Raw genomic sequence first — 24,592 nt, 5'->3', positions numbered from 1 at the left:
CGCCGCAATCCGTTCAGCGCCGCCACATTCCCGGTGACAATCGCCGGGTCCGCTCCTAGCACTCACCTCACTGAGACACAGGCAACGGCCGTGGTTCGGGGAATGCTTTCAGCGCCGCCTTCAGGGGCCGGGTTGCGGAAGCGGGACAAGGGGGCTGACGAGCAGTCGTCACGCAGGCGCCCGGGCTGGAAACAGCCCGGGCGTTTCGCGTTCCGGGTCCCCTCGCCCGTCATCCGACGGGCGAGGGAAGTCGATCAGAACGACTTGCTGATGGTGCCGCCAAAGGTCCGCGGATCGCCCGGCTGACCGACGATCAGGCCGGTGCTGCCGGACTGAGTCGAGAGCAGCTCGAAATAGTCCCGGTCGAACGCGTTGCGGACCCAGGCAAAGACATTGAAGCCGTCCTTGCGGTAACCGGCACGGAAGTTCGACAACGACCCGCCTTCGATCCAGGTATAGGCGGATGGCGACGGGTTGGACGAGAAACGCGAGCGATAGCTGCCGTCGTAACCGACATAGACCTCACCGCCCGATCCGCCCACCGGCACATTATATTCACCGCCGAAGGACAGGGACCATTTGGAGATGCCCGGCAAGCGCTGGCCGGAGATGTCGCAATAAGCCGGGCTGCGGCCACCCGCCGTTCCCGCAGGGTCGGTTACGCCGCCTGGCGCGGTCGCCGTGCCGCCGGACAGTTCGGGCGGGCATGGCGCGTTGGTGAACTTGACATATTTGGCGTCCGTGAACGCCCCGTTGAAGTACAGGTTGACCCGCTGGCTTGGCCGGAAGCTCGAGTCGAATTCGAACCCGCGCGAGCGCACCTTGCCCGCATTGGCGAGGTAACCGCGGATCACGTTGATCGCGTTGTTGTTCACCGTCGCCTGGTAATCGGTGATGTCAGTCCAGAACCCGGCCAGGTTCAATGTCAGGCGGCGGTCGAGGAACTGAGTTTTCAAGCCCAACTCGAACGCATTGACCTTTTCCGGCTTTACCGTCTGCGTGGTGAGGTCAACGCCGGTGCTGGTCGAGTTGAGCGGCAGACCTGAAAGGTTGATGCCCCCGGACTTGAACGAGCGTGAGTAGGTCGCATAGCCGTGGACGTCGCGCGCGAAGTCATAGGATGCGGTGATGTCGCCCGAAACGTTCCAGGCACTGAATTCCGGACTGTACCGCTGTGGGGCAAGCGTATTGATCTGATTCTGGAATGTCGTGCGGGCAGCGCTCGGATTGGGTTTTGCAGCCAGCAGCGCCGCGACGTTGTCCGCCGTGGCGACAAAATCATACTGGTTGTTGTGGATGCTGACGATCGCTTCGTAGAAGCCGGACTTCTTGTCATAATTGACGCGCAAGCCGGGCTGAAGGTGGAAGCCGTCAAACGCCTCCCAGTTGAGCTTGCCGAACACGGCGAAGCTGGTGTTGTCGAAATTGATCGTGTTGGTCGACGTCAGGCCGTTGAGCACATTGGGGTTCGACGCGTCAGCGCCCGACAACAGCCATCGGCTCGCGGCTGCCCCTTGAACCTGGGAGCCCTGGGTGTTGATCGTCTGATGGAAGAAGAAAGCGCCGAGCGTGTAGTCCAGCTTGTTCGAACCGTTCGAGGCGAGGCGGAGTTCCTGCGAAACCTGCTTTTGCTGTGACGGGTTCTGTGACACGGTCGTGATGGGCAAACCGATAAAGTCGCGGTCGTTCTGCGGTTGCCAATCCCAATAGCGCCATGCGCTGACTGAGGTCAGGGTGGCGAAACCGACATCCCAATTGGCCACCAGGGAGACACCGCCGATTTCCTGCCGTGAATTGATGCTGGCATCGAGATCGGTCACCCGATCGAACGGGTTCTTGCTCGGTGGCGTGTAACCCAAAGCAGCGGCGAGTGCGTCATATTGGCGGGCGGTCGGCCGCTGGGTGGCACCTACCCGCGCATAATATTGTACGCAGCAATCGGGGCTCTGCACGTTGAAATCGCCCGAAAGGGTCAGGTCGATGGTGTCGGTCGGCTTCCACAGCAGCGCGCCGCGCAGGCCCAGGTTGCGCTGACGGTGCAGATATTCGTCCGACTTCACATTGTAGATCGTGCCCTTGCGCGTCGTCCCCGAGGCCGAGAGTCGCACCGCGAGATTGTCGGACAGCGGACCCGATGCCGAGACCTTGGCCTGAACGAACTCGTAATTGCCGCCGCTGATCTCGACTTTCGCCTCGGGCGAGAAACTCGGCGCGCGTGTGGTGATGTTCAGCGCACCCGAGGTGGTGTTCTTGCCGTAGAGCGTCCCCTGCGGGCCGCGCAGAACCTCGACCTGCGCGACATCGACGAAATCGAAGGTCGAGGCGCCGATCCGGCCGATATAGACGCCGTCGACATAGAAGCCGACGCCCTGCTCGATGCCGTCGTTGGTCAGGCCGAACGGCGCGCCAAGACCGCGGATGTTGATCGCGGAGTTGCGCGGGTTGCTCGAATAGAATTGCAGCGAAGGCTGTTGCTGCTGGAGCCGGTTGACGTTGAACGCCCCGGTCTTTTCGAGCTCGGAACCGCCGATCACCGACATGGCGATCGGCACTTCCTGTGCGCGCTCCTCGCGCCGGCGCGCGGTGACGACGACATCGCCTGACGCGGCCGGCGTCTCGCCAGCCTGGTCCTGCGCCGGGTCATCGGCCACTGGCGCGGCAGCGGCAGGCGCGGCGGCCGTTGACACTGCGCCTGCTTCCGTAATCGCCACCGTCTGGGAGGCGAGCGCTGTTTGGGCAAGCAGCAGCATAGGCAAGGTAGCGAGCATTGGTGTCCCCTTTAGAGCTCGTAGTTCGAGTCGCGACTATAATTCCCATCTAATCGCTATGGTTTCACCATCGTAAGAACTTGCCGAACGCAAAGCTGAGCTTTCACCCACGCAAATCGGCCATTTCAGCTCTTGAACCGGCGCCAGGACGCCCCAGATCTGCGGTGTGCGGTGCCGATTGGGCCGCGCGAAAAGCGGGTGTCGCGCCGTTGCGGGCACCCATGACGTCCAACTCGCTTTGAATGAGGAGACCAACATGCGTCAGTTCGATTTGACCCCCTATCGCCGTTCGACGATCGGCTTCGACCGCCTGTTCGACATGCTCGAAACCAGCGCGCGTCAGTCGGCGGCGGACAATTATCCGCCCTTCAACCTCGAAAAGGTCTCCGACGACCGCTACCGTATCACGCTCGCCATCGCCGGCTTCGGGCGTGACGAGATCGAGATCGTCGCGCAGCAGAATCTGCTCCAGGTGAAGGGCAACAAGGCCGAAAAGGAAGGTGCCAGCGGCTCTTTCCTGCATCTCGGTATCGCCAACCGCAGCTTCGAGCGCCGCTTCGAGCTGGCCGATTTCGTTCGCGTGGACGACGCGCGGCTCAATGACGGCCTGCTGACGATCGACCTCGTCCGCGAAGTACCCGAGGCGATGAAGCCGAAGACGATCGCGATCAAGACGGGCGCGCCGCTCGCAGCGATCGATGGCGGCAAGGATAGCGAGGCGGCGTAATCCCCCAACGCCGCTCGCGCGGAAGAGGCGCCCGGGCCAAGTGCCTCGGGCGCCTCTTTTTTCATCCGAATCGGAACCGTTGATTCAGAACGACGTTCTTGCCGGATAGAAGGTCTGTTCGATCCGGGGGAATCCGATGAGAGCGCGTACCGACTCCGTAACTTCGCCGGCCGATCCGGCTCTGCTGGTGGCCACTGGACCCGACACGATGCTTGCCGAAAATCCCGAAATCGAGACGCTGCACCGAAAGGCCGACCGGTGTCGCCGGCTCGCCCTGACGGTTGGCGACCGGCATACCGTCGAGACGCTCATCGCCATGGCGCGGGAATATGAGGCCCAGGCCGATCAGGTGGCCGAGACCGCCCACTGAAAGCATGCCGCGCGTAGGTAGCGCCGCGCACGACCGTTCGCGACGATTGCCTCAGACGAGCCGCGACTGCCGCACCGCCGCTTCGATGAAGCTCGCGAACAGCGGGTGGGGATCGAACGGTTTGGACTTCAGCTCCGGGTGAAACTGCACGCCCACGAACCAGGGATGGTCCGGCCGCTCCACGATCTCCGGCAACATGCCGTCCGGCGACATGCCCGAAAAGACCAGGCCGCCCTTTTCGAGCGCGTCGCGATAGCCCGTATTCACCTCGTAGCGATGCCGATGCCGCTCCGAGATGTCGGTGCCGCCATAGATGGAGGCGACCACGCTGTTGCCGTCGAGCTTCGCGTCATAGGCGCCGAGCCGCATCGTGCCGCCCAGGTCGCCGCCCTCTTCGCGCTTCTCGATGCCGGCTTCGGTCATCCACTCAGTGATCATGCCGACCACCGGCTCGTCGGTAGGGCCGAATTCGGTCGAGCTGGCATTCGTGATGCCCGCGAGGTCCCGGGCGCCCTCGATGCATGCCATCTGCATGCCGAAACAGATGCCGAAATAGGGGATTTCCCGTTCGCGCGCGAAGCGCACGCTGGCGATCTTGCCCTCGGCACCGCGCTCGCCGAACGCGCCGGGCACCAGGATCGCGTGCAGCGGCTCGAGCTTCGCCGCGACATCGCTGTCCTTGGCCTCGAACAACTCGGCATCGATCCACTCGATATTGACCTTCACGCGATTGGCGATGCCGCCATGCACCAGCGCTTCGTTGAGTGATTTGTAGGCATCCTGCAGGCCGACATATTTGCCGACCACGCCGACGGTGACCTCGCCTTCCGGGTTGGTCAGCCGATCGACGATGTCGGACCAGCGCGACAGGTCGGGCGCTTCGCCGGGCTCGATGCCGAAAGCACGCAACACTTCGGCGTCCAGGCCTTCAGCATGATACTGCATCGGCACGGCGTAGATGCTCTTGGCGTCCAGCGCCGGTATGACCGCTTCCTTGGGCACGTTGCAGAACAGCGCGATCTTGGCGCGGTCGCTTGCCGGCAGCGGCTGTTCGCAGCGGCAGACCAGCACATCGGGCTGGACCCCGAGCGCGGCGAGCTCGCGCACCGAATGCTGGGTCGGCTTGGTCTTCAGCTCGCCCGCGGCCGCGATGTACGGCACCAGCGTCACATGGATGCTGACCGACTGGCCCCGGCCCAGATCGTTCCGCAGCTGGCGGATCGCCTCGATGAAAGGCAGCGATTCGATGTCGCCGACCGTGCCGCCGATCTCGCACAGCACGAAATCGAGATCCTCGGTCTCGGCCTGCGCGAATTCCTTGATCGCGTCGGTGACGTGCGGAATCACCTGGACGGTCGCGCCCAGATAGTCGCCGCGGCGCTCGCGCGTGATGATCTGCTGATAGATGCGGCCGGAGGTGACATTGTCCGACTGGCGCGACGCCACGCCGGTGAAGCGCTCATAATGACCGAGATCGAGATCGGTCTCCGCCCCGTCGTCGGTCACATAGACTTCGCCATGCTGGTACGGCGACATCGTGCCGGGATCGACGTTGAGATAGGGATCGAACTTGCGGATCCGCACGCGATAGCCGCGCGCCTGCAGGAGAGCCGCGAGGCTCGCCGCCATCAAACCCTTGCCGAGCGAGGAGACCACGCCGCCGGTGATAAAGATAAACCGCGCCATGGGAGAAAAGGCCTAGCGTCATCATGGGTCGCGCGACAAGCGCGCGACTCCAATATCGTTACAAAAAAGTGGCGAAGGGGCTCGCGCTTACTGCGCGAGCGGGACCGCGCTGTTCCCGGCTGGTGCGCCGGGTGCGGGTGCCGTCGTCGGCTGGGGCGCCGGCGGGGCGAGCTGACCGGCTGCCGGGGGCGTCCGGGCCAGGCTGGGGTCGATCTTGGCCGTGCTGTGGCCCATCGAGGCAATCACCGCGAGCAGAATCGCCAGGCCGACGAACAAGGTCGCGAGGACCGAGGTGGCGCGCGTCAGGAAATCCGCCGCGCCGCGTGCCGACATCAGTCCGGAGGGGCTGCCGCCCATGCCAAGCCCGCCGCCTTCCGAGCGCTGCATCAGGATCACGGTCACCAGACTGGCGGCGATGATCGCATGGACGACGAGGAGGAACTTGAACATGAAAAGGCGCAACCTGTGGCTTGGGAAGGCGGGCACATAGGCGAGCCGGCGCTTCCGATCAACCGCCAGAGGGAACGTCGTGCCGGACATTTCGCTTCCGCACTGAAACCAGCCGCGATTATGAACGTTATGTGTCCAGGTGCCCCAACGTGCGGGGCCTGGGCAAATCGTGGAATTTTTCGTGGCCACACTACCTGATCGATCGCTGGGCGGCTGGATGAGGACCCTGGTGGATTATGTGCGATCGGGCGAGCCCGATCTGACCAATCGGCAGATGGCGCTGTTGCTGGTGGTATATCTCAATCCGGGGCCGCATACGGTGCGCGGGCTTGCCCGTGTGCTGAACGTTTCAAAGCCGGTTGTGACACGCGCCTTGAACAGGCTCGGTTCGCTCGGCTATCTGCGCCGACAGCGCGACGAAACCGACAAGCGCAACATATTCGTCGCGCGCACGTCTGAAGGGGCAGAATTTCTTGAAGAGTTTGGCCAGTTTATCGGCGACGCCGAGCAGCCAGTCGCCAGGCGGGCCTCCGCGTAGGAGCTTCGCGCTTCTCGGCCCGTCCGCCGTCCTGGATCCGCGGCATGACGCCGTAAGGCGCGACGTGGCGGACATCCGCCTCGCCGACCGCGTTTTTGCGCCTCATTATGCTGCCCCCATGCCGCGCCGAATCGCGAGCCAGGCGTCGCTGCTCGCCACTGATGCGGACGATGCGCCGATCCTTGCCGAGCTTCGCTCGGGCGAGGTTTTCGAGGTCCTGGATCTTGCAGGCGGCAAGGCCTGGGGCATCGCGGTCGGTCACAATCTGGTTGGTTATATCGACGCAGCGGCGCTAGAGCCGATCAAATGACGGCAAAGGTCTTTATCGATGGTGCTGCGGGCACCACTGGCCTGGAGATTCGGGAGCGGCTGACCGGTCGTGACGATATCGAGCTGCTGAGCCTGAGCGAGTCGCGTCGCAAGGACGCGAAGGCGCGGGCCAAATTGCTCAACGACGCGGATTTCGTGATTCTGTGCCTGCCCGACGACGCGGCGCGCGAAGCGGTCGCGCTGATCGAGAATGACCATACGCGCGTCATCGACGCCTCGACCGCCCACCGCACCGGTGACGGCTGGATCTATGGTTTTCCGGAGCTGGAACCAGGTCAGATGGCGGCGATCGCGGAGGCGAAGCGTATCTCCAACCCGGGCTGCTACCCCACCGGTTTTCTCGCGCTCGTCCGCCCGCTGGTGCGCGCGGGGCTGATTCCGGTCGACTGGCCGATCACCGTCAATGCCGTTTCCGGCTATTCGGGCGGTGGCAAGTCGATGATTGCGGAGTTCGAGGGCTCCAATCCGCCACCCGCCGCGCGGCCCTATGCGCTCGGCCTCGCCCACAAGCATGTGCCGGAGATGCAGAAGCATGCGCGCATGGAGCACCCGCCGATCTTCATGCCCTCAGTGGCCAACACCTATCGTGGCATGATCGTCGAGGTGCCCCTGCCCCTCCACATGTTCGTAAGGCGCCCCACGCTCGTCGCCCTCGAGACGACCTTGCGCGAGGCCTATAAGGATTCGCCGATCGTGCGGGTCGTCGATGCTGACGTGGATACCGTCGCGATCGAGGACGATGCCGGTACCGACCGGCTGACCCTGCGCGTCTGCGGCAATGCCGAGACCGGTCAGACCCGCCTGATCGCGACACTCGACAATCTCGGCAAGGGCGCCGCCGGCGCGGCGGTCCAGAACCTCAATATCATGGCGGGATTCGATCCCGTGGCCGGATTGACGCTTTAATCGTCAAGGGCGACTGCGTATTGGCCTTGGCCCGGCGCACCCACGTCTGTTAGTCGCACGGGCGACATCGCCATCCAGGAGACATTATGCGCGATCCGGTAGGCAAGCTGCTGCTGTTCGGCGCGACGGGAGACCTCGCGCAACGCATGTTGCTGCCGTCGCTGTACGGGCTGCATGCCGACGGGCTGCTGCCCGAAGGCCTGACGATCACCGGCACGGCCCGGTCGGAGCATGACGATGCGAGCTATCGCAAATTCGCCAAGCACGCGCTCGACGAATTCCTGCCCGAGGACCGCAAGGACGAGAAGGCCATCAAGACCTTCCTCGAACGCCTCGGCTATCAGGCACTCGATGCGACCGACCTCGCGCATTATAATCTGCTGGCGAAGAAGGTCGGCGATGTCGCGGGCGGCCTCGCCATCTTCCTGTCGACGGCGCCTTCGCTGTTCGAACCGGTGATCCGCGGGCTCGAAGCGGCCGGACTCGCCGGCGACACCGTCCGCATCGGCCTGGAAAAGCCGCTGGGGTATGATCTGGCGTCGAGCCGAGAGATCAACGACACGGTCGCGAGCGCCTTTCCGGAGAACCGCACCTTCCGTATCGACCATTATCTCGGCAAGGAGACGGTCCAGAACATCCTGGCGCTGCGTTTCGGCAACAGCTTCTTCGAGCCGGTATGGAATGCCCAGGGGATCGACAACGTCCAGATCACGATCTCGGAAACGGTCGGGCTGGAGGATCGCGCCGGCTATTACGACACCGCCGGCGCGCTGCGCGACATGGTCGCCAACCATATGCTTCAGCTGCTCGCGCTGATCGCGATGGAGCCCCCTGCCCGCTTCGACGGCACCGCGATCCGCGACGAGAAGGCGAAGGTGTTCCGGTCGCTGCGCAAGATGAAGCCGGAGGATGTGCCCCATGTCACCGTCACCGGCCAGTACACCAAGGGCGCGGTCAACGGCGAGATCGTGAAGGGCTATATCGAGGAACTGGGCAAGCCCTCGACCACCGAGACCTTCGTCGCGATCAAGGCGCATGTCGACAATTGGCGCTGGCAGGGCGTGCCCTTCTATCTCCGCACCGGCAAGCGCATGCCGAACCGCCATTCGGAGATCGCGATCCAGTTCAAGGCAGTGCCGCATTCGATGTTCGCCAGCCGCGGCGGCCTGCTCCAGCCCAACATGCTGATCATCCGGCTTCAGCCCGAGGAATATGTCCAGCTGCTGGTGATGGCGAAGGAGCCGGGCCTCGACCGCGAGGGCATCCGCCTGCGCGAGGTGCCGCTGAACCTCAGCCTCGACGCCGAATTCGCCGGCACCCGCCGCCGCATCGCCTATGAAAGGCTGCTGCTCGATTTGATCGAGGGCGACCCGACCCTGTTCGTCCGCCGCGACGAGGTGGAGGCGCAATGGGAGTGGATCGACGCGATCCGCGCCGGCTGGGTGGCGAACGACGTGAAGCCGAAAGGCTATGGCGCCGGCACCTGGGGCCCTTCGGCGGCGATCGCGCTGACCGAACGCGACGGGGTGACCTGGCAGGACGATTGAGCGACCGGATATGGACCGAATAATCACCTGTCCGTTCGTGCTGAGTAGGAGCTGAGCTTGTCGAAGACCCGTATCGAAGCATAAGCGCTTGGGGCGCTGTCCTTCGATACGCTATTTCGACAAGCTCAATGGCTACTCGGGACGAACGGGATATTGAATCAAGGACGAGACATGAGCGAAGAAATCGAATGGTGGGATTATGACGACGCGGCCGAGATGGCCGCTGCCGTCGCGGGCGATATCGGCTTCGTGATCGAAAGCGCGATCGACGCGCGCGGCGGGTGCGTCATCGCGCTCGCCGGCGGCAAGACCCCGCTGCCGATCTACGAGAAGCTCGCCGCGACCAAGCTCGACTGGAAGCGCGTGACGATCATCCCGACCGACGAACGTATCGTGCCGCTGGGCGATCCGTTGTCCAACATCACCGCGATCGGCAAGACCTTCCTGCCCAAGGGCGCCCGGGTCATCCCGATCGTCAGCGAAGCCGCGAAGGATTATCGCGCCGCCGGCAAGGCCGCCGATGCCAGGCTCGCCGACCATCACTGGCCGCTCGATCTCTGCCTGCTCGGCGTGGGCGAGGACGGCCATACCGCCTCGATCTTCCCCGGCCCCGATTTCGAGGAAGCGATCAACGGCCCGCGCGAGCGCCGCGCGCTCGGCGTGATGCCCGATCCGATGCCCGCCGACGCCCCCGTCGCGCGCATCACGCTCAGCCGCGCCGCGATCGTCTCGGCCAAGGCGCTGATGATCGCCGTCACCGGCGACAAGAAGCGCAAGGTGATCGAGCAGGCGATCAAGCAGGGCCCCTCGTCCAGCTACCCGATCGGCCGCGTGCTCGCTGACGCCGAGCTGCCGGTCGACATCCATTGGAGCCCTGCATGACCCTTCATGCCGATGTGAGCGCGGTTACCGACCGGATCATCGCCCGGTCGAAGCCGACCCGCGACGCCTATCTGGCGCTGATCCGGCGCGAACGCGACAACCATATCCACCGCCCCGCGCTCGGCTGCGCCAACCTCGCGCACGGCTATGCCGGCACCGAGGAGGACCGCGACACGATGAAGGCCGGCGGCGGCATGAACATCGGCATCGTCACCGCTTACAATGACATGCTCTCGGCGCACGCGACCTATTATCGCTATCCGGAGCAGATGAAGGTCTGGGCACGCGAGGCCGGCGCCACGGCGCAGGTCGCAGGCGGCGTGCCCGCGATGTGCGACGGCGTGACCCAGGGCTATCCGGGCATGGAGCTGTCGCTGTTCAGCCGCGACACCATCGCATTGTCGACCGCGGTGGCGCTCAGCCACGGCATGTTCGAGGGCGCGGCGCTGCTCGGCATCTGCGACAAGATCGTGCCCGGCCTGTTGATGGGCGCGCTGCGCTTCGGGCATCTGCCGATGATCCTGATCCCCGGCGGCCCGATGCGCTCCGGCCTCGCCAACAAGGCGAAGGCCGCGGTGCGCGAGCAGTTCGCCGAGGGCAAGGCGACGCGCGAGGATCTGCTCGAGGCGGAGATATCCGCCTATCACTCGAAGGGCACCTGCACCTTCTACGGCACGGCCAATTCGAACCAGATGATGATGGAGGTAATGGGCCTCCACATGCCCGGCGCCGCCTTCGCCAACCCGGGCACCAAGCTGCGCCAGGAACTGACCCGCGCCGCCGTCCATCGGCTCGCCGGGATCGGCTGGGACGGTGCCGATTATCGCCCGCTCGGCGAATGCGTCGATGAAAAGGCCATCGTCAATGCAGCCGTCGGGCTGCTCGCGACCGGCGGATCGACCAATCACCTGATCCACCTCCCCGCCATCGCGGCGGCGGCGGGCATCGTGATCGACTGGGAGGATTTCGACCGCCTCTCCCGCGCGGTGCCGCTGATCGCCCGCGTCTATCCCAATGGCTCGGCCGATGTGAACGGCTTCGAGGATGCGGGCGGCATGCCCTATGTCATCCGCGAGCTGCTTGACGGGGGAATGCTTCACCGGGACTTGATGACCGTCGCCGGGGATGACATGACAACGTACGCCAAACGCCCGGCCATCGAGGATGAGGCGCTGGTTTGGGGGGACGCCGGTGCCAGTGGTGACGAAACGATTCTCCGCCCGGTCACTGCGCCGTTCGCGCCCGAGGGCGGCTTTCGTATCCTCACCGGCAATCTCGGCCGGGCCTGTATCAAGGTGAGCGCCGTCGACCGCGATCGCTGGACGATAGAGGCGCCGTGCCGCGTCTTTGCCGACCAGTCCGAGGTCCAGACTGCGTTCAAGGCGGGCGAGCTCGACCGCGATGTCGTCGTGGTGGTGCGCTTCCAGGGCCCGCGCGCGAACGGCATGCCCGAGCTGCACAAGCTTACCCCGCCGCTCGGCGTGCTTCAGAATCGCGGCTTCCGCGTCGCGCTCGTTACCGACGGGCGCATGTCCGGGGCGAGCGGCAAGGTGCCGTGCGCGATCCATTGCTCGCCCGAGGCGCTCGGCCAGGGCCCGCTCGCGAAGCTGCGCGACGGCGACGTCATCCGCATGTCGGCCGACACCGGCGAACTCGCCGCACTGGTCGATCCGGCGGAATGGACCGCACGGGCCTTTATCGAGGCGCCACCGGCAGCCGAAGGCATGGGCCGCGAATTGTTCGGCCTGTTCCGCGGCCGGGCGAACGAAGCCGAAAAGGGCGCATCGGCCATATTGGCCGCAATGGGGTGGTAAGCATGGAAGTTGTGGCGGTGGATATCGGCGGAACGCATGTGCGCTTCGCCATCGCCGAGGTTGCGGACGGCCGAGTCGTCACCTTGGGCGAGCCCGAGACGTTGAAGACCGCCGAATATGCCAGCCTGCAGACCGCGTGGCAGGCATTCGGCGCTTCGCTCGACCGGCCCCTGCCCCGGTCCGCCGCGATCGCGGTCGCATCGCCGATCGGCGGCGAGATCATCAAGCTGACCAACAATCCCTGGATCATCCGGCCAGCGCTGGTGCAGGAGCGGCTTGAGGTCGACACCTTCTCCCTGATCAATGATTTCGGTGCGATCGGCCATGCGGTGGCGCAGGTCGGCCCGGACTATTTCCAGCATCTCTGCGGGCCCGATACCGCGCTGCCCGATCACGGCTCGATCACCGTCTGCGGGCCGGGGACCGGCCTGGGCGTCGCGCAGGTCCTGCGGGTGCGAAACGGCTATCATGTGATCGAGACCGAGGGCGGGCATATGGACTTCGCGCCGCTCGACAATCTGGAAGACGCCCTGCTGAAGCGCCTGCGCAAGGCCTATAATCGCGTGTCGGTCGAACGGATCGTCGCCGGCCCCGGCATCGTCGCGATCTACGAAACGCTGGGCGAGATCGAAGGCCGCGCGCTGCAGCGGCTCGACGACAAGCAGATCTGGAGCCTCGCGCTCGACGATGGCGACAGCCTGGCCCTCGCCGCGCTCGACCGCTTCTGCCTCAGCCTGGGCGCGGTCGCCGGCGATCTGGCACTGGCGCACGGCCCGAAGGGCGTGGTGATCGCGGGCGGACTCGGGCTCAGGCTCAAGGATCGGCTGCTTCAATCGGGCTTCGAGCAACGATTCACCGCAAAGGGCCGTTTCCAGTCGCTGATGAAGTCGATACCGGTAAAGCTCATCACCCATCCCCAGCCCGGCCTGTTCGGCGCCGCGGCCGCCTTTGCCCAGGAGCATGCCCGATGAGCGGTATCGAGACGATCATGCGGACGAGCCCCGTCATCCCGGTGCTCGTGATCGAGGACGCCGCCACGGCGCGCCCGCTCGCCGAGGCGCTGGTCGCCGGCGGCCTCAAGGTGCTTGAGGTGACGATGCGCACCGCCGCCGCGATCGACGCGATTCGCGAGATGAAGCAGGTGCCGGGCGCGATCGTCGGCGCCGGCACGGTGGTCACGACCGAGCAGTTCGAGCAGGTGATGGACGCGGGCGCCGAGTTCATCGTCTCGCCCGGCCTGACCGAGCGGCTCGCCCAGCCGATCATCGCCAGCGGCGTGCCCTATCTGCCGGGCATCGCGACCGCGGGCGACATCATGCGCGGGCTCGATCTGGGGCTGGAGCATTTCAAATTCTTTCCGGCCGAAACCTCGGGCGGGATCAAGGCGCTCAAGGCCCTCGCCGCGCCCTTCTACCAGTGCACATTCTGCCCCACCGGCGGCATTACCGAGGCGAGCGCACCCGACTGGCTCGCGTTCGGCCCCGTGCTGTGCGTCGGCGGCAGCTGGGTGACCGGCGGCACCATGGCCGAGGTCGAAGCCAAGGCACGCGCCGCAGCGGCGCTGGCGCGATAGGAGCGCCTATCTCCCTGTTCCGGTTGTCGCGTTCCCTGTTCTTCCCTGTTCCGCGTATTATTTTTGTTTTTCGTCGTTTTTGCCCGCGATTCAGCTCGAAAATAGGGATTTTATCTTTATATAACAATATCTTATTGGTATTTTCCCTGTTATCGCGGAACAGGGAGAGAGCGCGCCGGGAACAGGGGTGACGAGGTCGTTGCCGAAACTGAGAAAGAGCCGATCCGGATCGTACGCGCACGCACTGGACCGCTCAGCACGGTAGCAGGGCTTTTCTATGATTGAATCGACGACAGCGCAGCGCGCCGGCGCCGGCATCACATCTCGCCGCGCGCGCGCCTGATCGCATACCATTTCTGGACGTTCGCATTGTGCTGCTGGAGCGTATCGGCGAACACATGGCCGCCCGTCCCGTCGGCCACGAAATAGAGCGCGTTGGACTGTTCCGGATCAAGCACCGCGTCGATCGACGCGCGGCCGGGATTGCAGATCGGGCCCGCGGGAAGGCCCGCCATCGCATAGGTGTTGTAGCCGTTATTGGCCTGAAGCTCCGAGCGGAGGATTCGCCGGCCGAGCGGCCGCCCCTTCGTGACCGGATAGATCACGGTCGGGTCCGCCTGGAGCGGCATGCCGCGCTTCAGCCGGTTGGAATAGACCGCAGCGACCAGGCGCCGCTCGCTGGGTTTGCCGGTTTCCTTCTCGACGATCGAGGCGAGGATCAGCGCCTGCCGCGGCGTGCTCACCGCGATACCCGGCTTGCGTTTCTCCCAGGCGCCAGCGAGGTAGCGAGTCATCGCCGTCTGCATGCGGCCGAGCATGAAGGCCTTGGTGTAGCCGCGCTCGAAGCTGTAGCTGTCCGGCAGCACGCTGCCTTCCTCCGGCACGGCGACCACACCCTGCAGCCCGGACGTCTTGTCCAGCGCGTCCTTGACCATCACTGACGGCCATCCCTCCGGCACCGTCACGAAGCGCTGCAGCGTCTTCCCGCCCTGGAGCACCTTCAGGATGTCCGACTGGCTGAGACGCGGCGGAAGGCGATATTCGCCTGCCTTGATCGGATCGTCCGAGCCGAGGAAGCGCGCGAACAGGCGGAATTGCCGGGCGGACCGAATCGCCCCCGCCTTTTCCAGCTGAGTCGAAGCGGTCGCCAGGCTGGTGCCGGATGCGATCTGCACCGTGGTGGTCCGCGCCAGCGGCCCCGGCCCGGCCCATCGCTGCAGCCCGATGAACCCCGCGATGACCGCCGCGAGGACGATCAGCAGGCCGAGACAGCCGAGCCTGCGCACGACTCCCTAGACGGCCCGCATGACGAGGCTGGCATTGGTGCCGCCAAAGCCGAAGCTGTTGTTGAGCACTGCCTTGATCGACCGTTTCTTGGCGACATGCGGCACCAGGTCGACGCCGGCGCAATTCTCGCTGGGATTGTCGAGATTGAGCGTCGGCGGCGCGATCTGATCGCGCAGCGCGAGGATGCAGAAGATGCTCTCCACCGCGCCGGCACCGCCGAGCAGATGCCCGATCGCCGACTTGGTCGAGCTCATCGACAAGGTGCCGATATTGTTGCCGAACAAGCGGCGCACCGCGTTCAGCTCCAGCTCGTCGCCGAGCGGCGTCGAGGTGCCGTGCGCGTTGATGTAATCGATGTCCGACAGCGCGAGACCCGATTTGCGCATCGCCATTTCCATCGAGCGGAACGCGCCCGACCCTTCCGGATGCGGCGCGGTGACGTGATAGGCGTCGCCCGACAGGCCATAGCCGATCACCTCGGCATAGATTTTCGCGCCGCGCGCCTTGGCCCGCTCATATTCCTCGAGCACGACCACGCCGGCGCCTTCGCCCATCACGAACCCGTCGCGATCCACGTCATAGGGGCGGCTACCCTTTTCGGGCGAGTCGTTGAAGTTGGTCGACAGCGCGCGCGCCTGGGCGAAGCCCGCGATGCCGAGCGGGCAGATCGCGCCCTCGGCGCCGCCCGCGAGCATTACGTCCGCATCGTCCATCGCGATCATCCGTGCGGCGTCGCCGATCGAATGCGCACCGGTCGAGCAGGCGGTGACGACGGCGTGATTGGGGCCCATCAGGCCATATTTGATCTGCACCTGACCCGTGATCAGGTTGATCAGGCGGCCGTGCACGAAATGCGGCGACACGCGGCGCGGGCCCTTTTCATGGAGCACGATCGATTCGCTGGCGATGCCCGGCAGGCCGCCGATTCCAGCACCGATCGAGCAGCCCGCGCGGAAGCGCTCTTCCTCGGTCATGTCGGTCAGGCCGGCGTCCTCGAGCGCCTGGCCGGCCGCATCGATGCCGTAGATGATGAAGGGATCGACCTGGCGCTGCACCTTGTGATCGACACGCTTGCCGGGGTCGAAGCCATATTCATGCTCCGGCGGCTTCACTTCGCAGGCGATGCGGCAGGCATAGTCGGTCGCGTCGAAACGCGTGATCGTGCCCGCGCCCGATTTGGAGGCGATGATGTTCGCCCATGCGGTTTCCACATCGGCACCCAGCGGTGTCACGAGCCCGAGCCCGGTTACGACAACACGGCGCATGGCCATCTCCGTTCTTCATTCGTCAAATTGGGTTCGTCAAATAGGAACGGCCCCCCGCCCCTGTTGGTTGCCCTGGGACGGGGAGCCGTTCATGCATTCCTGCCCGAAAAGGGCCAGGCGGGGCGCCGGAGCGCCTTCCGCCAGATCAGTCCCATCAGATCAATCTTTGTGCTCGTCGATGAAGGTGATCGCGTCCTTGACGGTCGTGATCTTCTCCGCGGCGTCATCGGGAATTTCGACTTCGAATTCTTCCTCGAAAGCCATCACCAGCTCAACGATATCGAGGCTGTCCGCGCCCAGATCGTCGATGAAGCTGGCGTCTTCGGTGACCTTGTCGGCTTCGACGCCGAGATGCTCGACGACGATCTTCTTAACCCGGTCTGCGGTCTCGCTCATTGTTATCGTCCCTCTATCGCTGGGGGTTTCATTTCCTGAACGCACGTAGAACGCGCTTGGTGCCCTTGCAAGGGGGAGCAGCCCCGGGAAAGAGCACCGACCGCGATCAGATCATCGCCATGCCGCCATTTACGTGCAGTGTCTGACCGGTAACATAGCCGGCCTCGCGGCTGGCGAGATAGACCACCGCCGCGCCGATATCCGCGCCTTCGCCCATATGGCCGGCCGGGATTCGGCCGTTCAACGCATCCTTCTGCGCATCCGGGAGGATGTCGGTCATGGCCGTGCGGATAAAACCCGGCGCCACGCAATTGACCGTGATGCCGCGGCTGGCGAGTTCCTGCGCCAGGGCCTTGGACATGCCGACCAGCCCCGCCTTCGACGCGGCATAATTGGCCTGGCCGGGGTTGCCGGTCGTGCCGACCACCGAGGTGACCGAGATGATCCGGCCGAACCGCGCCTTCATCATCGGCCGCGCGGCGGCGCGCGCGATGCGGAACGCGGCCTCCAGGTTGACGCGGATCACCTGATCCCATTCGTCGTCCTTCATGCGCATGACGAGATTGTCGCGGGTGACGCCGGCATTGTTGACGACGATATCGAGCTTGCCCAGCGCCTCGACCGCGCTGGGCACCAGCGCATCGACCGCGGCGCCGTCGGAAAGGTCGCATGGCAGCGCGACATGGTCGCCGCCGAGGCTGTCTCTGAACGATTCGAGCTTCGCCGCATTGGACCCGGAGACCGCGAGCCGCGCCCCCTGCCCCGCCAGCGCCTGCGCGATCGCCGAGCCGATCCCTCCGGAAGCGCCAGTCACCAGCGCGGTCATGCCTGTCAGGTCGAACATTCTAATTCTCCATGTTCTCCCTCTCCCTTGAGGGGAGAGGGTTGCGCAGACTTAGGTCGGCTTCTTCAGCCGGCCTTAGTCGAAGCTGGGAGAGGGTGATGCGCTCGCCCTTCCGCGAGCGCGCTTGTGGCCCCACCCTCTCCAACTACGACTAGGCAGCAAGCTGCCAAGTCTTCGTATCCTCTCCCCTCAAGGGAGAGGGGTTATTACAGCGTCTTCGCCAGCGCTTCGATATCGTCCATCGAGATCACGCTCGAGGCATCCACATCGGCCGCGATGCGCTTGACCATCGGCGCCAGGACTTTGCCGCCGAATTCGATGAAACGCTCCACGCCCGTATCGGCCATCGCCAGCACCGATTCCCGCCAGCGCACCATGCCCGTGACCTGCTCGACCAGCAGCCGGCGGATCGAGTCGACATCGCCGACCGCCGTCGCGGTGACGTTGGCGAAGACCGGCACCAGCGGCGAATCGATCCGCGCCTCGGCCAACGCCTTTTCCATCGCATCGGCGGCGGGCTGCATCAACGGGCAGTGGAACGGCGCCGACACCGGCAGCACTATCGCGCGCTTGGCGCCATATTCCTTCGCGATCGCGACGGCCCGCTCGATCGCGCCGCGATGGCCCGAAATCACCACCTGCGACGGATCATTGTCGTTCGCGACCGTGCATACCTCGCCCTCGGCCGCCGCATTGGCGATGATCCGCGCCTTTTCGAGATCGGCACCGAGCAATGCCGCCATCGCACCCACACCGACCGGCACCGCCGCCTGCATCGCCAGCCCACGATGCTTGAGCAACAGCGCGGTGGTCGGCAGGTCGAGCGCGCCCGCCGCGCACAAGGCGCTATATTCGCCGAGGGAATGGCCCGCGACATAATCGGCCTTGTCGGCCAGACGGATGCCGCCTTCCTTCTCCAGCACGCGCAAGGTGGCGATGGCATTGGCCATGATCGCCGGCTGGGCATTCTCGGTAAGCTGCAGCTCGTCCTCGGGACCTTCGCTCATCAGCTTGAAGAGATGCTGGCCCAGCGCCTCGTCGACTTCCTCGAAAACCGCGCGGGCGACGGCGCTGGCTTCGCCAAGGGCGCGGCCCATGCCGACCGCCTGGCTGCCCTGCCCGGGAAAGATGAATGCACGCATGGCCGGCTCCTGTGAGATCAGGCGGGTGGGACTAGAAAGCTGAACGGACTTAGGCAAGCCGCGACACTTCGCGACCATTTCGGCCGCTTTCCGGCACGGGCCTGCGACAACCGACTCCTAGATAGGTGTTCGACGCCAAGCGAGGCGCCTGACAACACCGAGGAGTGAGTATCATGAAGAAGTTCATCCTGAGCGCGATCGCCGTCTCGATGGTCGCAAGCCCGCTGGCCGCCACCGCGGCGTCGGCCGGCCAGTATCAGCCCCAGCGCCAGACCGAGCAGCGCCACGAGACGATAGTCCGTCATCAACCGGGCAGGACCGTGGTCGTCCAGCGCGACGTCCGCGACAACCGGTCCGACTATCGCAACGGCCACCAGAACAGCTATCGCAGCAACTGGCGCAAGGGTGAGCGCTTCGACTATCGCCAGGCACGCAATTACCGCGTGATCAACGATTATCGCGGCCGTCACCTGAAGGCCCCGCCCCGCGGCTACCGCTATGTCCAGTCGGGCAATGACGCGCTGCTGGTCGGCATCTCGAGCGGCGTGATCGCGGCCATCCTGGCCGGCGCGCTTCGCTAACACCCAAAGACCGGGCGGAAGGCTTGCCTTTCGCCCGGTTTCCGCTATGGAGCCGCCATCGGGGTGGGAAGCGCACGCTTTCCGCCCCGGTTGCTTTGAGACGACAGCCGGAGGGGCGCTACGCATGGGGCGTACGTCAGCGATCGGCCAAGAGAAGGTAAGAACCATGGCTCTATACGAGCATGTGTTCCTTGCGCGCCAGGATCTGGCACAGGCGCAGGTGGACACGCTGGCGGAGAACGCCACCAAGATCATCGAGGACAACAAGGGCAAGGTCGTGAAGACCGAGTCCTGGGGCCTGCGCAGCCTCGCGTACAAGATCGCGAAGAACCGCAAGGCGCATTACGTGATGCTCGAAATCGACGCGCCGGCCGGCGTGGTCGCCGAGCTGGAGCGCCAGACCCAGATCAACGAAGACATCATCCGCTACATGACCGTCAAGGTCGACGCTCTCGAAGAGGGTCCGACCGTGATGATGCGCAAGAGCGATCGTGACCGTGAGCGTCGTGGTGACCGCGAGGGCCGCGGCGACCGTCCGGACCGTGGTGACCGGCCCGAGCGCCCGCGTCGCGACTTCGACGGCGAATAAGGAGCATATAGACAATGGCACGCCCATTTTTCCGCCGCCGCAAGAGCTGCCCGTTCTCCGCCAAGGATGCCCCCCGGATCGACTATAAGGACGTCCGGTTGCTGCAGGGCTTCGTGTCCGAGCGTGGCAAGATCGTCCCGAGCCGCATCACCTCGGTGAGCGGCAAGAAGCAGCGCGAGCTCGCCCAGGCGATCAAGCGCGCCCGTCATCTGGGCCTGCTGCCCTACATCGTTAAGTAAGGAGCCGGACTCATGGATGTGATCCTGCTGGAACGAGTTGAGAAGCTCGGCAACATCGGCGACGTGGTGAAGGTGAAGGACGGTTTCGCCCGTAACTTCCTGCTGCCGAACAAGAAGGCGCTTCGCTCGAACGAAGCCAACCGCAAGGTCTTCGAGAAGAACCGCGAGAAGATCGTGGCCGACAACGCCGCACGTCGCGGCGAAGCCGAGACCGAAGCGAAGACGATCGACGGCATCACGCTGACGCTGATCCGCCAGTCGTCCAACACCGGCCAGCTTTATGGCTCGGTCGCGGTGCGCGATCTGCTCGAACTGCTCGAGAGCGAAGGCCATAAGGTGCCGAAGTCGGCGATCGTGCTGAACAAGCCGATCAAGGCCATCGGCGTCTATGACGTCAAGGTCTCGCTGCACGCCGAAGTCGCCGTGACCATCAAGGTCAATGTCGCACGCTCGCCTGAAGAGGCCGAGATGCAGGCGAAGGGTGTCGACGTGATGACCGCGATGTTCGAAAAGGACGAAGCCGGCTTTGTCGAGGATTACGATCCGAACGCAGAGCCGGGCGCGACCGCCGAGGTCCAGTCCGAGCCGGCAGCCGAAGCGGAAGAGTCGGCCCAGGGCTGAACACCTGCCAAGGTTAGCATAGAAAAAGGGCCGTCCGGAGAAATCCGGGCGGCCCTTTTGCGTTGTCCCGCCCTGAAGCGGGGTATCGGGTTATTTGGGCGTTACGGCGCTGCGACGCACGCACCCACCACCGCGACCAGCGGGATCAGGGCGAGAAAGATCGGAACGACGGATTTCATGGCCTGTTTCGTTTCGTGTTCGTGGAACTTGAAAGGAAAAATGCGCACGGGCGCCAAAGGTTTCAACAGGATGAACGGGAATATTTTTACGACGAAGCGGAACTTTCCAGCGGCGAACTGAATCGTCGAATGCTTCATTCGCCGGGCGAGATTCCGTAACGCATTGAGATCCGTCACGATGATGCGATGGATGCGGGGCGCGTGCGGAATGGGAATTGGTCGGACCGTCGCGTCGCTTGGCCTGGGGTGGCTCGCCCTTGTCGCGGCTGACCGGCCCCCGTCGCTCGAGGCGGCGGTGCTCGACGAAATAAACTATGTCCGCGCCAATCCGCAGCGATATGCCGACGAACTGCGCGACTATCGCGCGCTGTTCGACGGCCGCGTGGTGCGCTTGCCGGGCGATCCGGTCGGCGAGGTGACGCGCGAGGGGATATATGCAGTGGACGAGGCCATCGCCTTTCTCGACCGGCAGAAGCCATTGCCGCCGCTCGAACGTGGCGAGCTGCTCGAGCGCGCCGCGCGCGACTTCGCCGAGGAACAGGGCGAGACCGGCCGCAACGGGCATCGCTCAGCCAATGGCGCCATGCCGGGCGACCGGGTGAAGCGCCGTGGCGGCGACATCTTCGTCAGCGAGACCATTTCCTACGGCTATGACGAGGACCACGCCGTGGTCCGCCAGCTCGTCATCGACGACGGCGTGCCCGGCCGCGGCCACCGCGCCCTGATCTTCGCGACGGGCAACCGCTTCGCGGGCGTCGGCTGCGGGACGCATCCGACGGCGCGCTACCTGTGCGTGATCGATTATAGTGCCACCGCCAATGGCGGGCCACAGCTGCCGACCTTCGTCGCCTCCGGCCACTGATTCCCGCGCTGCGACGCGCCCGTCCTACAGTAGTCCAGCCTTCGCCAGCCCCGCATCGACCGCCCGCTGGCTCGCCTCGCCCGGCCATGTCATCGGCAGGCGCAGCGCCTGCGGGAAGCCCGGGCGCACGCGGCTCAGCGCATATTTGACTGGTCCCGGCGACGCGTCGGTGAACAGCGATACGTGCAGCTGGAACAGGCGATCCTGGTAATCGAGCGCCTTGGCATACTCGCCGGCCTGGCACGCCGCCTGGAATTCGGCGCACAGCTTCGGCGCGACATTCGCCGTCACCGAGATGCAGCCCCTGCCCCCGGTCGCGTTGAACGCCAGCGCCATGTCGTCGTTGCCCGAGATCTGGCAGAAATCGGGGCCGCAGGCATCGCGCTGCGCGGAGACGCGCTGGATGATGCCCGTCGCGTCCTTGACGCCGACCACGCTGGGAAAGGCCTTTGCGATACGCCCCATCGTCTCGACCGCGATGTCGGTAACGGTGCGGCCCGGCACATTGTACAATATGATCGGCAGGTTGCAGCTGTTGGCCACGGCCTCGAAATGCCGGAAGATGCCCTCCTGGTTGGGGCGGTTGTAATAAGGCGGGACCATCAGCGCGGCATCGGCGCCGGCGTCCTTCGCGGCCTTGATGTTCTGGATCGCGACGCGCGTGTCGTTGGAGCCCGCGCCGGCGATCACCGGCACCCGCCCCGCCGCCTGCTCGACGCAGACCCGCACGGCGTGGAAATGCTCCTCGGCCGACAGAGTCGCGGCCTCGCCGGTGGTGCCGCAGGGCACGAGCGCGGCCGACCCTTGCTCGATCTGCCAGTCGATGAAATCGCGATACGCACTCTCGGCGAAGGCGCCGTCTTCCTCGAACGGCGTGACGAGCGCCGGGATCGATCCCGAAAACATGGTTGATCTGCTCCTGGGCGGCGGTGATTCCGTCGCATTTTCGTAATTTGTTCAGCGACAAATAAGGTCCGCTGCCATATCCTGTCCACATGATACCGTCATTGATCAAGTCGGGATTGCTGTTCGCCGGTGTTTCGGGCCTGGCGATGACCTCCGGGGCAGCGCAGGATCAACTCGGCTGGGGCCGCGCCCAGCAGGTGCTGGAGGGATCGGCCGCCGCCAATAGCGCGCTCTCCGCCACGATCACTGAATGGAAATCGCTGCAGGACAGTTCGAGCTATCCGTTCGACACCTATGCGCGCTTCCTGCTCGCCCATCCCGGCTGGCCCGGCGAGATGGCGATGCGGCGCAGCGCGGAGAATGCGCTGTCCGCCGGCACATGGTCGCCGGGCACCGCCGTTACCTATTTCCGCCGCTATGCGCCGCTCACCGGCGCGGGCCGGACTCGCTTCGCCGAGGCGCTGGCTGCGACCGGGGCGCGCCAAGAAGCGACCCTTGCCGCCAAAAAGGCCTGGGTATCCGGATCGCTCTCCGCGCTGGACGAGGCCAAGCTGATCGGCGGCTTTTCCGGCGCCCTGACCCCGGCCGATCATGACGCCCGCATGGACATGCTGCTCTGGCAGGGTTCGATCCCGTCGGCGCAGCGCCAGCTGGCGCTGGTCAGCCCGTCGAAGCGCCCGCTGTTCGAAGCCCGGCTCGCCCTTCGCACCAACGCGGCCAATGCCGCGGATCTCGCCGCCGATGTCAGCGGCATGGGCGCGGGCGACCCCGGCTATCTGGCCGACCGCGCCGCCTGGTTCCGCAACAACAACGCCTCGCCCAGCGCGCGCAGCCTGCTCGCCCGACGCCCGGCGCTCACTGCGCGCCCGGGGAGCCCGGAAAAATGGTTCGAGGCGCTGCTGACCAACGCGCGTGGCGCCGCGGCCGATGCGCAATATTCCACGGCGTTCGACATCGCGCGCCAGCTCGACGACGCCTATCCGGCCGGCACCGACATCAGCGAACAGCCTTATGGCGAGCGCGACGACTATACGAGCCTCGCCTGGCTCGCCGGCCAGACCGCGATGAGCCAGCTCGGGCGGCCCGCCGACGCGATCGGCATGTTCACCCGCTATGCCGGTGCCTCGAAGACCCCGACCACTCAGTCGAAGGGTTTCTACTGGGCCGGGCGGGCAGCAGAAGCGGCCGGCCGCCGCCAGGAAGCCAATGGCTATTATGCACGCGCGGCGGGTTTTCGCGACCTGTTCTACGGCCAGCTGGCGACCGAGCGGCTCGGCCTGGCGCTGACGCCGCCGGGCAGTCCGTTGATGAAGCCGGTGGATCCGCAGCTCCGCGCGGCCTTTTACGGCCGCGAGACGGTGCGCGCGGCGCAATATCTCGGCTCGGTGGGCTCGTGGCAGGATCAGACCGCCTTTGTCCGCCAGATCGCGATCGACGCCAAGACCGACAGCGATCATGTCCTGGCGAGCGAGCTGTCGCGGACCCTGGGCCGCCCCGATCTCGGCGTGATGGTGGGCCGCAGCGCCCTGCAGAACGGCCTCAGCGAATATAGCACGCTGGGCTTCCCCAATGTGCGCGTACCGGCCTCCAGCCAGGACAGCTGGACGATCATCCACGCCATCGCGCGGCAGGAAAGCCAGTTCGATCGCGCGGCGGTCAGCCATGCCGGCGCGCGCGGGCTGATGCAGCTCATGCCCGGCACCGCGCGCGAGACGGCGGGCAAGCTGGGCATGTCCTATGATCCGGGCTCGCTGACCAGCGACACCGACTACAACATCATGCTCGGCTCGAGCTATTTCGAGCGGATCTACCGGCTCTATGGCAGCTATCCGCTGGCGGTGGCGGCGTACAATGCCGGCCCGGGCAATGTGAACAAATGGCTGAGAGCGAACGGCGATCCGCGCACGCCCGGCGTCGACATGATCGACTGGATCGAGGCCATCCCGATCTACGAGACCAAGAATTACGTCCAGCGCGTGCTGGAAAATGCGGTCGTCTATGATCTGATGAATCCGTCGCGCTCGCGCAGCAGCGGGACGAAACGGATCAGCTGGTATCTCGGGAAAAGCACGCCGGGCTGAGCAGGTCCG

26 protein-coding genes are annotated in these 24,592 nt (G+C 65.2%); 16 read left to right on the top strand and 10 right to left on the bottom strand.

The genetic code is table 11. The features are described from left to right. Window positions 1-254 precede the first annotated feature (254 nt). Window positions 255-2,768, bottom strand: coding sequence for a TonB-dependent receptor (locus tag ACZ1I5_RS08375; protein WP_465173234.1), 2,514 nt, complete (start codon window positions 2,766-2,768; stop codon window positions 255-257). Between the two features lie 256 nt (window positions 2,769-3,024). Here ACZ1I5_RS08375 and ACZ1I5_RS08370 point away from each other — a divergent pair, with 256 nt between their 5' ends. Both ACZ1I5_RS08370 and ACZ1I5_RS08365 read left to right on the top strand, forming a co-directional pair. Further along, entirely contained in the window at window positions 3,025-3,495 is a 471-nt protein-coding gene (locus ACZ1I5_RS08370) for an Hsp20 family protein (RefSeq protein ID WP_465173233.1), read from the top strand. 136 nt (window positions 3,496-3,631) lie between these two features. After that, window positions 3,632-3,865, top strand: coding sequence for a hypothetical protein (locus ACZ1I5_RS08365; protein WP_465173232.1), 234 nt, complete (start codon window positions 3,632-3,634; stop codon window positions 3,863-3,865). A gap of 51 nt (window positions 3,866-3,916) precedes the next feature. Here ACZ1I5_RS08365 and ACZ1I5_RS08360 read toward each other — a convergent pair whose 3' ends face one another. After that, window positions 3,917-5,551, bottom strand: coding sequence for a CTP synthase (locus ACZ1I5_RS08360; RefSeq protein ID WP_465173231.1), 1,635 nt, complete (start codon window positions 5,549-5,551; stop codon window positions 3,917-3,919). Window positions 5,552-5,638: 87 nt separating this feature from the next. Beyond that, window positions 5,639-6,001, bottom strand: coding sequence for a preprotein translocase subunit SecG (gene secG / locus ACZ1I5_RS08355; RefSeq protein WP_465173230.1), 363 nt, complete (start codon window positions 5,999-6,001; stop codon window positions 5,639-5,641). A 217-nt stretch (window positions 6,002-6,218) separates the two neighbouring features. Between secG and ACZ1I5_RS08350 the strand changes: the two genes are divergently transcribed. The 8 genes from ACZ1I5_RS08350 to eda all read left to right on the top strand — a co-directional run bounded on the left by ACZ1I5_RS08350 (window position 6,219) and on the right by eda (window position 13,591). Continuing rightward, entirely contained in the window at window positions 6,219-6,539 is a 321-nt protein-coding gene (locus ACZ1I5_RS08350) for a MarR family transcriptional regulator (RefSeq protein ID WP_465173229.1), read from the top strand. A gap of 118 nt (window positions 6,540-6,657) precedes the next feature. Further along, window positions 6,658-6,849 (top strand): hypothetical protein, encoded by a 192-nt coding sequence (locus ACZ1I5_RS08345; protein WP_465173228.1) that lies wholly within the window; start codon window positions 6,658-6,660, stop codon window positions 6,847-6,849. Next, window positions 6,846-7,775 carry an N-acetyl-gamma-glutamyl-phosphate reductase gene (gene argC, locus ACZ1I5_RS08340; protein WP_465173227.1) on the top strand — a complete coding sequence of 310 codons (930 nt, stop codon included), beginning with the start codon at window positions 6,846-6,848 and terminating at the stop codon, window positions 7,773-7,775. Before ACZ1I5_RS08345 ends, argC begins: the two co-directional genes overlap by 4 nt. A gap of 86 nt (window positions 7,776-7,861) precedes the next feature. Then, window positions 7,862-9,322 (top strand): glucose-6-phosphate dehydrogenase, encoded by a 1,461-nt coding sequence (zwf, locus tag ACZ1I5_RS08335; RefSeq protein ID WP_465173226.1) that lies wholly within the window; start codon window positions 7,862-7,864, stop codon window positions 9,320-9,322. Window positions 9,323-9,493: 171 nt separating this feature from the next. Next, the gene (pgl, locus tag ACZ1I5_RS08330) at window positions 9,494-10,204 is read left to right on the top strand and encodes a 6-phosphogluconolactonase (protein WP_465173225.1); all 711 of its coding nucleotides are present in this window, start codon (window positions 9,494-9,496) and stop codon (window positions 10,202-10,204) included. Further along, window positions 10,201-12,018, top strand: coding sequence for a phosphogluconate dehydratase (gene edd / locus ACZ1I5_RS08325; protein ID WP_465173224.1), 1,818 nt, complete (start codon window positions 10,201-10,203; stop codon window positions 12,016-12,018). Before pgl ends, edd begins: the two co-directional genes overlap by 4 nt. Window positions 12,019-12,020: 2 nt before the next feature. Next, window positions 12,021-12,989 (top strand): glucokinase, encoded by a 969-nt coding sequence (glk, locus tag ACZ1I5_RS08320; RefSeq protein WP_465173223.1) that lies wholly within the window; start codon window positions 12,021-12,023, stop codon window positions 12,987-12,989. Continuing rightward, window positions 12,986-13,591: a bifunctional 4-hydroxy-2-oxoglutarate aldolase/2-dehydro-3-deoxy-phosphogluconate aldolase gene (gene eda, locus ACZ1I5_RS08315; protein ID WP_465173222.1), complete on the top strand. Its 606-nt coding sequence runs from the start codon at window positions 12,986-12,988 to the stop codon at window positions 13,589-13,591. The genes glk and eda overlap by 4 nt, the downstream gene beginning before the upstream one ends. A gap of 317 nt (window positions 13,592-13,908) precedes the next feature. Here eda and mltG read toward each other — a convergent pair whose 3' ends face one another. The 5 genes from mltG to fabD form a co-directional block, all read right to left on the bottom strand. Next, on the bottom strand, window positions 13,909-14,877 hold the full coding sequence (mltG, locus tag ACZ1I5_RS08310) for an endolytic transglycosylase MltG (protein WP_465173221.1): 969 nt from the start codon (window positions 14,875-14,877) through the stop codon (window positions 13,909-13,911). 6 nt (window positions 14,878-14,883) lie between these two features. Next, window positions 14,884-16,143, bottom strand: coding sequence for a beta-ketoacyl-ACP synthase II (gene fabF, locus ACZ1I5_RS08305; protein ID WP_465173220.1), 1,260 nt, complete (start codon window positions 16,141-16,143; stop codon window positions 14,884-14,886). A gap of 159 nt (window positions 16,144-16,302) precedes the next feature. Next, complete coding sequence (locus ACZ1I5_RS08300; RefSeq protein WP_272627031.1) at window positions 16,303-16,539, bottom strand: acyl carrier protein; 237 nt, start codon at window positions 16,537-16,539, stop codon at window positions 16,303-16,305. 106 nt (window positions 16,540-16,645) lie between these two features. Continuing rightward, on the bottom strand, window positions 16,646-17,383 hold the full coding sequence (fabG, locus tag ACZ1I5_RS08295; protein WP_465173219.1) for a 3-oxoacyl-[acyl-carrier-protein] reductase: 738 nt from the start codon (window positions 17,381-17,383) through the stop codon (window positions 16,646-16,648). 206 nt (window positions 17,384-17,589) lie between these two features. Beyond that, window positions 17,590-18,525 carry an ACP S-malonyltransferase gene (gene fabD, locus ACZ1I5_RS08290; protein ID WP_465173218.1) on the bottom strand — a complete coding sequence of 312 codons (936 nt, stop codon included), beginning with the start codon at window positions 18,523-18,525 and terminating at the stop codon, window positions 17,590-17,592. A gap of 173 nt (window positions 18,526-18,698) precedes the next feature. Between fabD and ACZ1I5_RS08285 the strand changes: the two genes are divergently transcribed. The 4 genes from ACZ1I5_RS08285 (at window position 18,699) to rplI (ending at window position 20,555) form a co-directional block, all read left to right on the top strand. Further along, window positions 18,699-19,106 (top strand): RcnB family protein, encoded by a 408-nt coding sequence (locus tag ACZ1I5_RS08285; protein WP_465173217.1) that lies wholly within the window; start codon window positions 18,699-18,701, stop codon window positions 19,104-19,106. Window positions 19,107-19,272: 166 nt separating this feature from the next. Next, window positions 19,273-19,695, top strand: a complete 423-nt coding sequence (gene rpsF / locus ACZ1I5_RS08280; protein WP_465173926.1) for a 30S ribosomal protein S6 — start codon at window positions 19,273-19,275, stop codon at window positions 19,693-19,695. A 14-nt stretch (window positions 19,696-19,709) separates the two neighbouring features. Beyond that, the gene (rpsR, locus tag ACZ1I5_RS08275) at window positions 19,710-19,934 is read left to right on the top strand and encodes a 30S ribosomal protein S18 (RefSeq protein WP_034158365.1); all 225 of its coding nucleotides are present in this window, start codon (window positions 19,710-19,712) and stop codon (window positions 19,932-19,934) included. A 12-nt stretch (window positions 19,935-19,946) separates the two neighbouring features. Further along, window positions 19,947-20,555 carry a 50S ribosomal protein L9 gene (gene rplI, locus ACZ1I5_RS08270; RefSeq protein ID WP_465173216.1) on the top strand — a complete coding sequence of 203 codons (609 nt, stop codon included), beginning with the start codon at window positions 19,947-19,949 and terminating at the stop codon, window positions 20,553-20,555. Window positions 20,556-20,656: 101 nt separating this feature from the next. Here the strand turns inward: rplI and ACZ1I5_RS08265 are convergent, their stop codons facing one another. Beyond that, window positions 20,657-20,911, bottom strand: a complete 255-nt coding sequence (locus ACZ1I5_RS08265; RefSeq protein ID WP_465173215.1) for a hypothetical protein — start codon at window positions 20,909-20,911, stop codon at window positions 20,657-20,659. A gap of 31 nt (window positions 20,912-20,942) precedes the next feature. Between ACZ1I5_RS08265 and ACZ1I5_RS08260 the strand changes: the two genes are divergently transcribed. Further along, window positions 20,943-21,596: a CAP domain-containing protein gene (locus ACZ1I5_RS08260; protein ID WP_465173214.1), complete on the top strand. Its 654-nt coding sequence runs from the start codon at window positions 20,943-20,945 to the stop codon at window positions 21,594-21,596. A gap of 24 nt (window positions 21,597-21,620) precedes the next feature. Here ACZ1I5_RS08260 and dapA read toward each other — a convergent pair whose 3' ends face one another. Further along, window positions 21,621-22,502 (bottom strand): 4-hydroxy-tetrahydrodipicolinate synthase, encoded by an 882-nt coding sequence (gene dapA / locus ACZ1I5_RS08255; RefSeq protein WP_465173213.1) that lies wholly within the window; start codon window positions 22,500-22,502, stop codon window positions 21,621-21,623. Window positions 22,503-22,591: 89 nt separating this feature from the next. On the opposite strand from dapA, the gene ACZ1I5_RS08250 reads away from it, so the two are divergent. Next, window positions 22,592-24,583 carry a lytic transglycosylase domain-containing protein gene (locus ACZ1I5_RS08250; protein ID WP_465173212.1) on the top strand — a complete coding sequence of 664 codons (1,992 nt, stop codon included), beginning with the start codon at window positions 22,592-22,594 and terminating at the stop codon, window positions 24,581-24,583. Window positions 24,584-24,592: the final 9 nt, after the last annotated feature.

The sequence above is a fragment of the Sphingomonas sp. BL-S-30 genome, assembly GCF_055521475.1.
The sequence above is the reverse complement of the archived record's forward strand: the minus strand, read 5'-3'. Positions and strand labels throughout refer to the sequence as shown.